Here is a 13,410-nt window from a genome sequence, read left to right on the forward strand (position 1 = left end):
GGTCCTCCCGGCGGCCGGCACCGTCGAGGAAAACGGAGCCGGAGCCCGGTGCCTGTGCGTGCCTGCCCCGGTTTCCCCAGCAGGAGAGGCACCCTCCCCATGACCGTCCGCCGCAGCGCCGCCGCGCTCGCCGCCTCCGCCGTGCTCTGCGTGGGTGCCGCCCCCGCAGCCCTCGCCGACACCGCCCCGCCCTCCCCCTCCGCACCCCCGGTCATCCCCTCCGGGCTCTATGGCAAGAAGGACCCCGGCTTCGACGGCGTGTGGCGGCAGTCCTTCGCCCTGCTCGCCCAGGACACCGTCGGCGTGAAGCCCGCCGCGCGGGCCGTGGACTGGCTGGTCGGCCAGCAGTGCGCGAACGGTTCCTTCGCCGCCTTCCGCGCGGACACCACCAAGGACTGCGACGCGACGGCGTACATCGACTCCAACGCGACGGCCGCGGCCGTTCAGGCGCTGACCGCGCTCGGCGGCCACGACGACACGGTGAAGAAGGCCGTCGGCTGGCTGAAGTCCGTCCAGAACGAGGACGGCGGCTGGAGCTCCAACCCCGGCGGCGCCATGGACAGCGGCACCGACGCCAACTCGACCGCCATCGTGATCAGCGCCCTGACCGCGGCCGGCGAGAAGCCGGCCGAGACGAAGTCGAAGGCGGGCAAGTCCCCGTACGAGGCGCTGCTCTCCTTCCAGCTGGGCTGCGCCGCCGAGCCGGCCGCCGACCGGGGCGCCTTCGCGTTCCAGCCGGTCGACGGCAAGCTGCTCGCGAACGCCGATGCCACGGCAGCGGCGACGCTGGCCGGCCTCGGCACAGGCACGGCCGTCGTCCCGTCCGGTACGGACACCCCCGCGACCCCGCTGACCTGCCCGGCAGCGGCCGGCGCCGACCCGGCGGCCGGCGCCGCGGCCGCCGCCCAGGGCGCGGCGGGCTACCTGGCCGAGGCCCTCAAGAAGGACGGCCACCTGACGGCCGTGACCCCGGGTGCGGACCAGCCGACGGCGGACACCGGCAACACCGTCGACGCGGTGATCGCCCTGGCCGCGGCCGGGCACAAGCAGTCGGCGGCGGGCGCGCTGGAGTGGCTGAAGTCGAACTCCGCCGAGTGGTCCAAGGACTCCCCGGCGGGTCTGGGCACTCTGATCCTGGCCGCGCACGCCACGGGCACCGACCCGAAGTCCTTCGGCGGCACCGACCTCGTGGCCGCGCTGAACGCGACGGGCCCGGCCCCGCAGGGCGCGGACACCGGTGCGACCGAGGTGGAGAGCGAGAAGGCCGAGCCCTCCGGCGGCCAGAACCTGTGGTGGATCATCGGTGCGGGCGCCGCGGCCGGTGTGGGCATCGGCATCCTGCTGAGCGGCCGCCGGAAGAAGAACCGGCTCTGATGCGCCGCCGCCTGCCCGCCGCGACCCTCGCCCTCGGCATCGTCCTGGCCCTGCTGGCCGCCGCTCCGGCCCTGGCGGCCGGCTACCGCTACTGGTCGTTCTGGGACGGCGCGGCGGGCGGCCAGTGGTCGTACGCCACGCAGGGGCCGTCGCTGGCCCGCCCCGCGGACGGCTCCGTCCAGGGGTTCCGCTTCGCGGTGAGCAAGGACGCCGCGGCCGAGGCGGCCAAGCCGCGGGCCGCGGCCGACTTCCAGGCCGTGTGCGGGGCCACCGCTGCGGTCGAGGGCCGCAAGCGGGTGGCCCTCGTCATCGACTTCGGTGTGCAGGCGGACGCCCCGTCGGGCGAGGTCGCACCGCAGGAGGCCCCGCGCACGGCATGCGCGCAGGTGGCGCCGGAGGCCACGACGGCCGAGGCGCTGGCGGCGGTCGCGAAGCCGCTGCGCTACAACAGCGCGGCGCTGTTGTGCGCGATCGCGGGCTACCCGCAGCACGGCTGTGGTGAGCAGATGGCCGACACCGGTGCGGCGCAGCCGTCCGCCGCACCGTCCGGGTCCGCCCCGGGCGGCGGTGGCGGCGGCCCGTCCGCCGGACTGCTGGCGGGCATCGCCCTGGTGGCGGTCCTGGCCGCCGCGGGCGTCTGGCAGTCCCGCCGCCGGGGCCGATGACGCACCCCGCGACCGGCCCCACCGCAGGACCCGCCGGAAAACCGACCGCAGGACCCGCCGGCGGACCTGCCGGAGGACCCACCGGAGCCGCACCCGCCCCCGTGCCCCCGGCCCGCCGGAGCGGGCCCGGGGCGGCGGACTCCCCGCGCCGGTCGTCGTACGAACGATGGAAGGCGCCGCAGGGCAGCCGCGCCACCGCCCTGCACGCGGGGGCCTGGTGGCTGTGGGCCCTCGGGCTCGCCACCGCCGCGTCGCGCACCACCAACCCGCTCGTCCTCGGGCTGATCGTCGGCGTCGCCGGTTTCGTGGTCGCGGCCCGCCGCACGGACGCGCCCTGGGCCCGTTCCTACGGGGCCTTCCTCAAGCTCGGCCTGGTCGTCGTCGCCCTGCGCCTGCTCTTCTCGATGCTCCTGGGCTCGCCCATCCCGGGTACGCACGTCCTCTTCGTCCTCCCCGAGGTGCCGCTGCCCGCCTGGGCGCAGGGCATCCGCTTCGGCGGCAGGGTCACCGCCGAGCAGCTCGTCTTCGCCTTCTACGACGGCGCGAAGCTCGCCGCGCTCCTCGTCTGCGTCGGCGCCGCGAACGCCCTCGCCAATCCGGCCCGGCTCCTGAAGTCCCTGCCGGCCGCCCTGTACGAGGCCGGGGTCGCCGTCGTCGTCGCCATGACCTTCGCGCCGAACATGGTCGCCGACGTGATGCGCCTGCGCACCGCCCGCCGCCTGCGCGGACGCCCCACGGGCGGGATCAAGGCGGTCCTCCAGATCGGCCTGCCGGTCCTGGAGGGCGCCCTGGAGCGTTCGGTCGCCGTCGCGGCGTCGATGGACGCCCGCGGCTACGGCCGTACGGCGCAGGTACCGCCGGCCGTCCGGCACACCACCACCGTCCTCACCCTGGGCGGCCTGCTCGGGATGTGCGCGGGCACGTACGGTCTGCTGGCCGCGCAGGGCGCCTCGTACGGGCTGCCCGTGCTCGGCATCGGCGCGGCGTCTGCCCTGGCAGGTCTGCGGCTGGGCGGCCGCCGGTCGGTGCGCACCCGCTACCGGCCCGACCGGTGGGGTGCGCGCGCCTGGCTGGTCGCCGGTTCCGGGGCGGCCGTCGCGGGCCTGCTGATCCGGGCCGGCGGTGTCGACCCTGCCGGTCTGCACCCGGGCGTGGTCCCGCTGGTGGCGCCCACGCTGCCGTTGTGGCCGGCGGCCGCGGTCCTGATCGGCCTGCTGCCCGCCTTCGTGGCCCCCGTACCGCCGAAGGAGGCGTCGCAGTGATCCGGTTCGAGCAGGTGTCGGTCACCTATGACGGAGCGGAAGGCCCCTCGGTGCAGGGCGTCGACCTGGTGGTCCCGGATGGCGAGCTGACGCTGCTGGTCGGCCCGTCCGGGGTCGGCAAGTCCACCTTGCTGGGGACGGTCTCCGGGCTGGTCCCGCACTTCACGGGCGGCACCCTGCGCGGCCGGGTCACGGTCGCGGGCCGTGACACGCGTACGCACCGGCCGCGCGAGCTCGCGGACGTGGTGGGCACGGTGGGCCAGGACCCCCTCGCGCACTTCGTGACGGACGTGGTGGAGGACGAGCTGGCCTACGGGATGGAGTCCCTGGGCCTGCCGCCCGCGGTGATGCGGCGCCGGGTGGAGGAGACCCTCGATCTGCTGGGCCTGAACGAGCTGCGCGACCGGCCGATCACGACGCTGTCCGGCGGCCAGCAGCAACGGGTCGCGATCGGGTCGGTGCTGACCACGCACCCGAAGGTGCTGGTGCTGGACGAGCCGACGTCCGCGCTGGACCCGGCGGCGGCCGAGGAGGTCCTGGCGGTCCTCCAGCGGCTGGTCCACGACCTGGGCACCACCGTGCTGATGGCGGAGCACCGGCTGGAGCGGGTGGTGCAGTACGCCGACCGCGTCCTGCTGCTGCCCGCCCCCGGCGCGGCCCCGGTCCTGGGCTCCCCGGCGGAGGCGATGGCCGTCTCCCCGGTCTGCCCGCCGGTGGTCTCCCTGGGCCGCCTCGCGGGCTGGTCCCCCCTCCCCTTGTCGGTCCGCGACGCCCGCCGCCTGTCCGCACCCCTGCGGGACCGCCTGTCGCACACGGCGGGCTCCGCGCCCGGCAACCCAGCCCCGCCGGCGTTTGAGGCGCGGGGTGCGGGGCGGAGCCCCGGCCTTTCAGCCCCGCAGGCGTTTGAGGCGCGGGGGTCCGGGGGCGGCGCCCCCGGCGGCGGCGCGGCACCGGGTCTGCTCAGCCGCCTGCTGGGCCGGAGCAAGCCGAAAACCGCCGAGCCCGCCGCAGGCGACACCGCTCGGGCCCGGAACCTCGGCGTCCGCCGCGGCCGCACCGACGTGCTGCGCGCCGTCGACCTCACGGTGGCGCCCGGCGAGACCATCGCCCTGATGGGCCGCAACGGCGCCGGCAAGTCCACCCTGCTCGCCGCCCTCGTCGGTAGCCTCGCCCCCGCCACCGGCGAGGTGACCGTCGGCGGCCGGACCCCGCACCGCACCCCGCCGCCCGAGATGGTGCGCCACGTCGGCCTCGTCCCGCAGGAGCCGCGCGACCTGCTCTACGCCGACACCGTGGCCGCCGAGTGCGCCGCCGCCGACTCCGACGCCGGCGCGCCCCCCGGCACCTGCCGCGACCTCGTCGCCGGCCTGCTGCCGGGGGTGCCCGGCGATGTCCATCCCCGGGACCTCTCGGAGGGGCAGCGCCTGGCGCTGGCCCTCGCGCTGGTCCTCACGGGCCGCCCCGCCCTGCTGCTCCTCGACGAGCCCACCCGCGGTCTGGACTACGCCGCCAAGGCCCGCCTGATCGAGATCCTGCGCGGCCTGGCCGCCGACGGGCACGCCGTCGTACTGGCCACGCATGACGTGGAGCTCGCCGCCGAACTGGCCGATCGCGTGGTGATCCTGGCCGGCGGGGAGGTCGTCGCGGACGGCCCGACGGCGGAGGTCGTGGTCTCCTCGCCCGCCTTCGCCCCCCAGGTGGCGAAGGTGCTGGCGCCGGGCCACTGGCTCACGGTGCGCCAGGTCGCCTCGGCCCTCGATGCGGAGCGGACCCGATGAGCCGCCTCGCGCGCCGCCCGGTCCGGATCGGCCCCCGGGCCGCCGCCGCCCTGATCCTCGTCTCGCTCATCGGCGTCGCGGCCTTCGGGTGGCCGCTGCTCGCCGACCGCCAGTCGGGACTGGCCCACTCCCAGGACGCCCCGTGGCTGTTCGCGGCGCTGCTGCCGCTCCTCGTCGCCGTCGTCGTGGCGACGATCGCCGACAACGGCATGGACGCGAAGGCGGTGGCCATGCTCGGCGTGCTCGCGGCCGTCGGGGCGGCTCTGAGGCCGCTGGGCGCGGGCACGGCCGGGCTGGAGCCGATGTTCTTCCTGATGGTGCTGAGCGGCCGCGTCCTGGGTCCGGGCTTCGGTTTCGTCCTGGGCTCGGTGACGATGTTCGCCTCGGCCCTGCTGACGGGCGGGGTCGGGCCGTGGATGCCGTTCCAGATGCTGGCGATGGGCTGGTTCTCGCTGGGAGCCGGGCTGCTGCCGGGCCCGGAGCGGATCCGGGGCCGGGCGGAGCTGCTGATGCTGGCCGCGTACGGCTTCGCCGGCTCCTTCGCGTACGGGGCGGTCATGAACCTGCAGGGCTGGGTGATCATCCAGGACCTCACGCTGGGCATCTCCTTCCATCCGGGGGACCCGCTGGCCGCGAACCTCGCGAGGTTCGTCGCGTACTACCTGGCGACCTCGCTGGGGTGGGACCTGGGCCGGGGAACGCTCACGGTCGTACTGACGCTCGCGCTCGGCGGCACCCTGCTCAGGGCACTGCGGCGGGCGACTCGCAAAGCTGCCTTCGACGCTGCCGGCTCCTTCGATTCCGGGGGCGTGGGGGCCCGTGAACCTGCCACCGACGGGGGTGCAGCCGACCACGGAGGGTGAGTTCCGGGGACTTGGCCGGTGAGGCGGCCCACAGGACGCAGGTCACATACGAGGGCGGGTAGTGGACCCCTACAGGGCCGGTAAGGGCGCATTCGCCCGGTTTGAGCGGGGTCGACGGTCCCGAAGTGCGGGGTGGGCTAGTAGACGGCGTCTTTGCCAGGGCGTCGGGGCGTCTGTAGAACTGGATGAGTCGCAGGGCGGCAGGGGTACTCCACCCGCCGCCGACGAACCCCTCTCCCTCGCGTGAGTGGCTCACGCATGTCCTCGGCATGCCCGCGACCGCCCTTGCCCCCTTCGGAAGGTTCATCCGTGTCCAACGCCGTCATCCGCCGCATCGCCGCTTCCAAGAAGGCCCTCGCGGGTTCCGTCCTCGCCCTGGGCGTCGCCGGTTCCATGCTTGCCGCGGTCCCCGCGCAGGCCGCTCCGACGGGCGCGAAGGCGATCGCGCAGCAGATGATCAAGGACCCGGCGCAGTTCGCGGCCTTCGACAAGATCGTCTCGCACGAGAGCGGCTGGAACCCGTCCGCGACGAACGCCTCCTCCGGCGCGTACGGCCTGGTCCAGGCTCTGCCGGGGTCGAAGATGGCCTCCGCGGGCGCCGACTGGAAGACGAACCCGGCCACCCAGATCAAGTGGGGCCTGCACTACATGAACGAGCGCTACGGCAGCCCGGTCCAGGCGTGGAACTTCTGGCAGGCCAACCACTGGTACTAAGCCGCAGCACACGCTGCCGCAGCAGTAGCAGTAGCAGTAGCAGCAGCAGCAGCAAGACGTTCGAAGGCCCCGGCGGCCGGCCTCCCCAGGTCCGGCCCCCGGGGCCTTCTGCATCCCATCCCACGGGATCGCGGGCGCCTGCGCGCGGGGGTGTGCGCGCGTGCGCGGTCAGAGGCGCTGGATGATCGTCCCGGTCGCCAGTGCGCCGCCGGCGCACATGGTGATCAGGGCGAACTCCTTGTCGCGGCGTTCCAGCTCGTGCAGTGCGGTGGTGATCAGGCGGGCGCCGGTGGCGCCGACGGGGTGGCCGAGGGCGATGCCGCCGCCGTTGACGTTGACCTTCTCCAGGTCCTGGTCGAAGACCTTGGCCCAGCTGAGGACGACGGAGGCGAAGGCCTCGTTGATCTCGACGACGTCGATGTCCTTGAGCGACATCCCGGCCTTGCCGAGCACGGCCCGCGTCGCGTCGATCGGCCCGTCCAGGTGGTAGTGGGGGTCGGCGCCGACGAGCGTCTGGGCGACGATCCGGGCGCGCGGCTTGAGCTTGAGGGCGCGGGCCATCTTGCGCGAGGCCCACATCACGGCGGCGGCTCCGTCGGATATCTGCGAGGAGTTGCCCGCGGTGTGCACGGCGGTGGGCATGACCGGCTTGAGCCGGGCCAGGGCCTCCATGCTGGTGTCGCGCAGGCCTTCGTCCCGGTCGACCAGGCGCCACATGCCCTGGCCGGCGGCCTGCTCCTCCTCCGTGGTGGGCACCTGCACGGCGAAGGTCTCACGCTTGAACCGCTCCTCGGCCCAGGCGGTCCGGGCCCGTTCCTGGGACTGCAGCCCGAGGCGGTCGACGCCCTCGCGGGTCAGGCCGCGGTTGCGGGCGATGCGTTCGGCGGCCTCGAACTGGTTGGGGAGGTCGACGTTCCACTCGTCCGGGAAGGGCTTGCCCGGGCCGTGCTTGGAGCCCGAGCCCAGCGGCACGCGGCTCATGGCCTCGACCCCGCAGGCGATGCCGATGTCCATGACACCGCCGGAGATCATGTTGGCGACCATGTGGTTGGCCTGCTGGGAGCTGCCGCACTGACAGTCCACGGTCGTCGCCGCTGTCTCGTACGGAAGCCCCATGGCGAGCCAGGCGTTGCGGGCGGGGTTCATGGACTGCTCGCCGGCGTGGGTGACGGTACCGCCGACGATCTGCTCGACGCAGTCCGGCTGGATCGCGGTACGGGCGAGGAGTTCGCGGTAGGTCTCACCGAGCAGGTAGGCGGGATGGAGGTTGGCGAGCGCGCCTCCGCGCTTGCCGATGGGTGTGCGTACGGCTTCGACGATGACGGGTTCCGCGGCCATGAGCTCGTCCTCTCCTGCACAGCGCCAGCGCGGCGGGCCGTCCCGGCGCCCCGCCCCGAACTAGTACGCGTTCTAGTTCTATCCGCAGTCTTATGACCTGGGGCCCCGGCACGCAAGGGTCTTGCACGCGGCCTGCACGGATTCCACACGCAACAGTTGGCGCGCCGCCCCTTGTCACTTCTAGAACTCGTTACTACCTTCGAGCCAACTTCTGATGGTCCGTCAGACTTTGGAGTTGCCCGATGTCCTGCCCCGCGCTCCCCGACGGCTTCGACGCCACCGACCCCGACCTGCTCCAAAGCCGGGTCCCGTACCCGGAGTTCGCGCAGCTGCGGCAGACCGCACCCGTGTGGTGGTGCCCGCAGCGGCGGGGGGTCACCGGTTTCGACGACGAGGGCTACTGGGCCGTGACCCGGCACGCGGACGTCAAGTACGTCTCCACGCACCCCGAGCTGTTCTCCTCGACCACCAACACCGCGATCATCCGCTTCAACGAGCACATCCAGCGTGATGCCATAGATGCCCAGCGGCTGATCATGCTGAACATGGACCCGCCGGAACACTCCCGCGTACGCCAGATCGTGCAGCGCGGCTTCACCCCGCGGGCCATCCGCGGCCTGGAGGAGGCCCTGCGCGACCGGGCCCGGAAGATCGTCGAGGAGGCCGCGTCGGCGGCCGCCGACGGCAGCTTCGACTTCGTCACGCAGGTGGCGTGCGAGCTTCCGCTGCAGGCCATCGCCGAGCTGATCGGCGTACCGCAGAAGGACCGGGCGAAGATCTTCGACTGGTCGAACAAGATGATCGCCTACGACGACCCGGAGTACGCGATCACGGCCGAGGTCGGCTCCAACGCCGCCATGGAGCTCATCGGTTACGCGATGAACCTGTCCGCGCAGCGCAAGGAGTGCCCGGCCCAGGACATCGTCACCCAGCTGGTCGCGGCCGAGGGCCAGGGCAACCTCGGCTCCGACGAATTCGGCTTCTTCGTGCTGCTGCTGGCCGTCGCGGGCAACGAGACCACCCGCAACGCCATCAGCCACGGCATGCACGCCTTCCTCACCCACCCCGAGCAGTGGGAGCTGTACAAGGCGACCCGGCCGTCCACGGCCGCTGAGGAGATCGTCCGCTGGGCCACCCCGGTGGTGTCCTTCCAGCGCACCGCCACCCAGGACACCGAGCTGGGCGGCCAGAAGATCAAGGCGGGCGACCGGGTGGGGATGTTCTACTCCTCCGCCAACCACGACCCGGAGGTCTTCGAGAACCCGGACGTCTTCGACATCACCCGCGATCCGAACCCGCACCTGGGCTTCGGCGGCGGCGGCCCGCACTTCTGCCTCGGCAAGTCCCTCGCCGTGATGGAGATCGACCTGATCTTCAACGCCCTGGCCGACGCGCTGCCCGACCTGCGGATGGCCGGGCAGGATCCGCGCCGCCTGCGCGCGGCCTGGCTCAACGGCATCAAGGAGCTCCGGGTCAGCCACGGCTGACCGGTGACCCAGGACGGCAGGGGCCGCTCCTCCCACGCCCCGGCCCCTGCCGTCCCCCGGTCGCCCGGCCCCGCCGTTCGAGTGGCGGACCCACCGACCGGGGTGATCCTCGCTCACGGCGGCGATCCGGCCGAAGGGGCGCGCCGGGGCATGGTGTGCCCCGGCGCCCCTTCGGCCCGCGCCGGGCGCGCCCCGGATCAGCGTGTGCGCAGGATCGCGCAGGTCGTGGTGGCGTGGGCGTACAGCTTGCCGTCGTGCGTGCCCGTGACCCGGGCCTCGGCGGTGGCTGTGGTCCGCCCCACGTGCAGGGCGGTGCCCTCGCAGCGCAGGGCGGGGGTGTCCGCCATGACCGGCCGGATCATGTGCACCCCGAGCTGCACCGTGGTGTAGGCGGTGCCGGCCGGGAGCATGGTCATCACGGCCGAGCCGAGCGCCGAGTCGAGCAGGGTGGCCAGGAAGCCGCCGTGCACCGTCCCCATGGGGTTGAGCAGGTGGTCGCCGGGGTCGCCCTCGAAGACGGCGACGCCTTCGGCGGCCTCGGTGAGCCGGAACCCCAGGGTGCTCATCATCGACGCGCCGGGCAGTTCGCCCTTCAGGCTCGCCCGGAGGATCTCCAGGCCGCTCATGCCGAGGATCTCCGGGGTCATGTCCGGCCTCGGCTGCCAGCTGTGGGTACGGCTGCGGAGCGGGGCACTGGTGTCATACGTGGTCATGGCAACGACCCTAGGGGCCGCCCGGCCGAACGAGGAGTGTCGGATCCGGCAGCTTCCGTACGGATTCCGACAGCCCGGCAGGAGGTGGCCGGCGCTACCGTGGAGCGGTGAAAATCGCCGTACTGGCCCTCGACGGGGTCTTCGACTCGGGCATCTCGGCCGTCCTGGACGTGCTGCACACGGCCGACGCGTTGCGCCGCCGGGTGGCCGGAGCACCGCCGCCGGCCTTCGACATCGTGACGGTGGGCGTGCGGCGCCGGGTCCGCACCGGCCTCGGCCACCGCATCGACACCGCTCCGGCCGCCGTGGCCGAGGACGCGGACCTGTTGGTGGTGCCCGCGTTGAGGGAACGCCGCCCGGAGGCCCTGGTCGAGGCCGTCGCGTCGGCCGCGTACCGCCCGGCCCGCCGGATCCTGGCGGAGGCCCGCGAGCGCGGCACCCCGCTCGCCACCTCCTGCACCGGAACGTTCCTGCTGGCCGAGGCCGGAGTGCTGGACGGGCAGCGGGCGACGACCAGCTGGTGGCTGGCCCCCCTCTTCCGGGACCGCTACCGCCGGGTCACGCTGGAGGAGACGCGCATGGTCGTCAGCTCCGGCGGGGTGACCACGGCGGGCGCCGCGTTCGGCCACCTCGACCTGGCCCTGTCGATCGTCGGGGCGCGCAGCCCCGCCCTCGCGGACCTGGTCCGCCGCTACCTCGTCGTCGACGACCGGGCCTCGCAGGCCGCGTACGCCATCCCCAGCGCGCTGGCCCGCCACGACCCGCTCGTCGCCGCCTTCGAGCAGTGGGCGCGGACCCGCCTCGCCGACCCGGCTCCGATCGCGGACGCGGCCCGGGACCTCGGCGTCAGCGAGCGCACCCTCCAGCGCGCGGTCGCCCGTACGCTCGGCCGCACGCCGGTCGGGCTGGTGCAGGACCTGCGGGTGGAACAGGCCGAACACCTGCTGCGCACCACGGACCTGCCGCTGGCGGCGGTAGCCCGGCGGGTCGGGTACGAGAGCCCGGGGCCGCTGCGCACGCTGCTGCGCAGACGGCGCGGCGGTGGCTGACGGGCTGCCCTCAGGGGCGCGACCCCGCAACGGGCTGGGCGGCGGGTGCCGTGTCGGGCGTGTCGGGCGCCTCCCGTTCCACGCCGTCGGCGCGCTGCGCCGGGACGCTCACGTGCAGGCCGCGCGGCCCGGACAGCGCGTGGACGAGCCCGAAGCCGGCGGCGACGACGGCTGCTCCGCCGACCGCGTCCAGCACCCAGTGGTTGGCGGTGGCGACGATCGCGCACACCGTGATCAGCGGGTGCAGTGCCCCCAGCAGCTTCTGCCAGCCCTTCGGGGCCAACACCACGATCACGATCCCGCACCACAGCGACCAGCCGAAGTGCAGCGAGGGCATCGCCGCGTACTGGTTGGAGATCGCGGTCATCGCCCCGTACGACGGGTTGGCGAGGTCCTGCGGACCGTGCACGGTGTCGACGAAGCCGAGGCCCGGCATCAGGCGCGGCGGTGCGAGCGGGTAGAGCCAGAAGCCGGCGAGGGCGAGGACGGTGGCCAGGCCCAGGGAGGCGCGGGCCCAGCGGTAGTCGCCGGGGCGCCGCCAGTACAGGACCGCCAGGATCGTCAGCGGGACCACGAAGTGGAAGGAGGTGTAGTAGAAGTCGAAGAAGGCCTCCAACCAGGGTGTGTCCACCACGGCGTGGTTCACGGCGTGCTCGATGTCGATGCCCAGCGCCCGCTCGATGCCCAGGATCTCGCTGCCGTTGCCCTCGGCGAGGGAGCGGCTCGTGGGCGCGGCGGCCCGGATGTGGGAGTAGAGCGAGTAGCCGACCCGTATCAGCAGCAGTTCCAGCAGGAGGTTCGGGCGGGACAGCACGCGCCGCCAGAACGGCAGCAGCGGCACGCGCGACCAGCGGGCCTGCGCCGGCCGCCCGTAGTCGGTGGGGACGGGGTCACGCCAGTACGGCGACGAGCGCGGCAGGAACGGCACCGCGCAGGCCGCGGCGACCGCGGTGAGCAGCAGCACGTTGTCGCGTACGGGGGCCAGCGCGGTCAGGTTCGGCAGCAGGACCGTGCTCGGCAGGGTCATGGCGAGGACGACGGCGACCGGCCACACGCGCCGGTCGGCGGCGCGCTTGCCGATCTTGCCGGCGACGGCGAGCAGCACCCACAGCAGCTGGTGGCGCCAGCCGGTCGGGGACACGGCGACGGCCACGCAGCCGGTGACGGCGACGGCCAGCAGCAGCTGGCCGTCGCGGGCGTAGCGGACCGCGCGGCGCAGGCCGGACCAGACGATGAGGCACGCGAGGGCGGCGTACAGCAGGACCTCGGCCGGCCCGGTCAGGCCGAGGCGCAGCAGCGCGCCGTGCACGGACTGGTTGGCGAGGCCGTCGGGGGCGCCGCCGAGGCCGGTGCCGGCCAGGTGGTGCACCCAGTACGTCCAGGAGTCGCGCGGCAGGGCCGCCCACGACAGCGCGGTGGCGGCGGCGAAGGTCACGGCGGCGGTCCGCGCGGCGGGGCGGCGTCCGGTCAGCCACAGCAGCGGGGCGAAGAGCAGCAGGGCCGGCTGGAGCGCGGCTGCGAGGCCGACGAGGAAGCCCGCGGGCCGGTCGCCGGGGACGCGGAAGACGGCCAGGAGCACCAGCAGGACGGGAACGACGGCGGTCCGGCCGGGTGAGGCGGCCTCGCGGACGGGCAGCGAGACCATCATCAGGGCCGTCAGGACGGGCGCGGCGAGCAGCGCGGTGCGGCGCGGCACGGGGTCGGGCAGGCCGCGGGCGGCGACGAGCCCCATGGCGGCGACGAACAGCAGCGTCACGCAGGTCCAGGCGACCTCCAGGGAGGGCGCGGCGAGGCCGACGAGCGGCTTGAGGACCAGTCCGGCGAAGGGGGTGCCGGCGAACTGTCCGACGTCGTAGACCGAGGTGACCGCGCCGCCGCCGGAGCCGCCGCCCGAACTCGGAAGGCTGCCGGGGAGGTGGAGGCCGCCCAGCCACTCGGCGGGTGGCACGCGCAGCACCGCGGCGGCCTGTCTGACGGCGAGGGCGCCGGCCAGGGCCCACAGGAGGAGACGCGCCGCGCCGAGCCTGCTGTTACCGCCTATGACCCCGGCATGTCCGTCCGCTGTGCTGTGCTCTGCCGCGTTCGCCACGCCTCGCCGGCCTCCCGCCGTGTTGACCGCAACCCCGACTTCGCCTGGCTGCCGCGCTCCGTTACCCGCACGACGATA

General features: G+C 74.2%; 11 protein-coding genes. 8 read left to right on the plus strand and 3 right to left on the minus strand.

The genetic code is table 11. From position 1 onward, the window contains the following. Nucleotides 1-99 precede the first annotated feature (99 nt). The 6 genes from AB0F82_RS15515 (at nt 100) to AB0F82_RS15540 (ending at nt 6,656) form a co-directional block, all read left to right on the plus strand. Nucleotides 100-1,374 carry a prenyltransferase/squalene oxidase repeat-containing protein gene (locus AB0F82_RS15515; protein WP_362627461.1) on the plus strand — a complete coding sequence of 425 codons (1,275 nt, stop codon included), beginning with the start codon at nt 100-102 and terminating at the stop codon, nt 1,372-1,374. Continuing rightward, nucleotides 1,374-2,039 carry an SCO2322 family protein gene (locus tag AB0F82_RS15520; RefSeq protein WP_362627464.1) on the plus strand — a complete coding sequence of 222 codons (666 nt, stop codon included), beginning with the start codon at nt 1,374-1,376 and terminating at the stop codon, nt 2,037-2,039. The genes AB0F82_RS15515 and AB0F82_RS15520 overlap by 1 nt, the downstream gene beginning before the upstream one ends. 101 nt (nt 2,040-2,140) lie before the next feature. Then, nucleotides 2,141-3,301 (plus strand): energy-coupling factor transporter transmembrane component T, encoded by a 1,161-nt coding sequence (locus AB0F82_RS15525; RefSeq protein ID WP_362627467.1) that lies wholly within the window; start codon nt 2,141-2,143, stop codon nt 3,299-3,301. Beyond that, nucleotides 3,298-5,079 carry an ABC transporter ATP-binding protein gene (locus AB0F82_RS15530; protein ID WP_362627470.1) on the plus strand — a complete coding sequence of 594 codons (1,782 nt, stop codon included), beginning with the start codon at nt 3,298-3,300 and terminating at the stop codon, nt 5,077-5,079. Before AB0F82_RS15525 ends, AB0F82_RS15530 begins: the two co-directional genes overlap by 4 nt. Beyond that, nucleotides 5,076-5,942, plus strand: a complete 867-nt coding sequence (locus tag AB0F82_RS15535) for an ECF transporter S component (protein ID WP_362627473.1) — start codon at nt 5,076-5,078, stop codon at nt 5,940-5,942. Before AB0F82_RS15530 ends, AB0F82_RS15535 begins: the two co-directional genes overlap by 4 nt. Before the next feature lie 258 nt (nt 5,943-6,200). Continuing rightward, nucleotides 6,201-6,656: a transglycosylase SLT domain-containing protein gene (locus tag AB0F82_RS15540; RefSeq protein ID WP_362627476.1), complete on the plus strand. Its 456-nt coding sequence runs from the start codon at nt 6,201-6,203 to the stop codon at nt 6,654-6,656. Between the two features lie 168 nt (nt 6,657-6,824). Here the strand turns inward: AB0F82_RS15540 and AB0F82_RS15545 are convergent, their stop codons facing one another. Then, a complete protein-coding gene (locus tag AB0F82_RS15545; protein WP_362627479.1) occupies nt 6,825-7,994 on the minus strand; it encodes a steroid 3-ketoacyl-CoA thiolase in 1,170 nt (389 codons plus the stop codon). Nucleotides 7,995-8,236: 242 nt separating this feature from the next. Here AB0F82_RS15545 and AB0F82_RS15550 point away from each other — a divergent pair, with 242 nt between their 5' ends. Beyond that, complete coding sequence (locus AB0F82_RS15550) at nt 8,237-9,481, plus strand: cytochrome P450 (RefSeq protein ID WP_356810304.1); 1,245 nt, start codon at nt 8,237-8,239, stop codon at nt 9,479-9,481. A gap of 197 nt (nt 9,482-9,678) precedes the next feature. Here the strand turns inward: AB0F82_RS15550 and AB0F82_RS15555 are convergent, their stop codons facing one another. Further along, entirely contained in the window at nt 9,679-10,194 is a 516-nt protein-coding gene (locus AB0F82_RS15555) for a PaaI family thioesterase (RefSeq protein ID WP_362627483.1), read from the minus strand. Nucleotides 10,195-10,301: 107 nt separating this feature from the next. Here AB0F82_RS15555 and AB0F82_RS15560 point away from each other — a divergent pair, with 107 nt between their 5' ends. Then, nucleotides 10,302-11,243 carry a GlxA family transcriptional regulator gene (locus tag AB0F82_RS15560; protein ID WP_362627486.1) on the plus strand — a complete coding sequence of 314 codons (942 nt, stop codon included), beginning with the start codon at nt 10,302-10,304 and terminating at the stop codon, nt 11,241-11,243. 10 nt (nt 11,244-11,253) lie between these two features. Here AB0F82_RS15560 and AB0F82_RS15565 read toward each other — a convergent pair whose 3' ends face one another. Further along, entirely contained in the window at nt 11,254-13,332 is a 2,079-nt protein-coding gene (locus tag AB0F82_RS15565) for a bifunctional glycosyltransferase 87/phosphatase PAP2 family protein (protein ID WP_362627489.1), read from the minus strand. Between the last annotated feature and the right edge of the window lie 78 nt (nt 13,333-13,410).

The sequence above is a fragment of the Streptomyces virginiae genome (genome assembly GCF_040638905.1).
Taxonomy (GTDB): domain Bacteria; phylum Actinomycetota; class Actinomycetes; order Streptomycetales; family Streptomycetaceae; genus Streptomyces; species Streptomyces virginiae_B.

Bases quoted from the DNA above. Each gene is read 5' to 3' on its own strand.
- AB0F82_RS15515 (WP_362627461.1), top strand. From the start codon at position 100: ATGACCGTCCGCCGCAGCGCCGCCGCGCTCGCCGCCTCCGCCGTGCTC.
- AB0F82_RS15520 (WP_362627464.1), top strand. From the start codon at position 1,374: ATGCGCCGCCGCCTGCCCGCCGCGACCCTCGCCCTCGGCATCGTCCTG.
- AB0F82_RS15535 (WP_362627473.1), top strand. From the start codon at position 5,076: ATGAGCCGCCTCGCGCGCCGCCCGGTCCGGATCGGCCCCCGGGCCGCC.
- AB0F82_RS15540 (WP_362627476.1), top strand. From the start codon at position 6,201: ATGTCCTCGGCATGCCCGCGACCGCCCTTGCCCCCTTCGGAAGGTTCA.
- AB0F82_RS15545 (WP_362627479.1), bottom strand. From the start codon at position 7,994: ATGGCCGCGGAACCCGTCATCGTCGAAGCCGTACGCACACCCATCGGC.
- AB0F82_RS15550 (WP_356810304.1), top strand. From the start codon at position 8,237: ATGTCCTGCCCCGCGCTCCCCGACGGCTTCGACGCCACCGACCCCGAC.
- AB0F82_RS15555 (WP_362627483.1), bottom strand. From the start codon at position 10,194: ATGACCACGTATGACACCAGTGCCCCGCTCCGCAGCCGTACCCACAGC.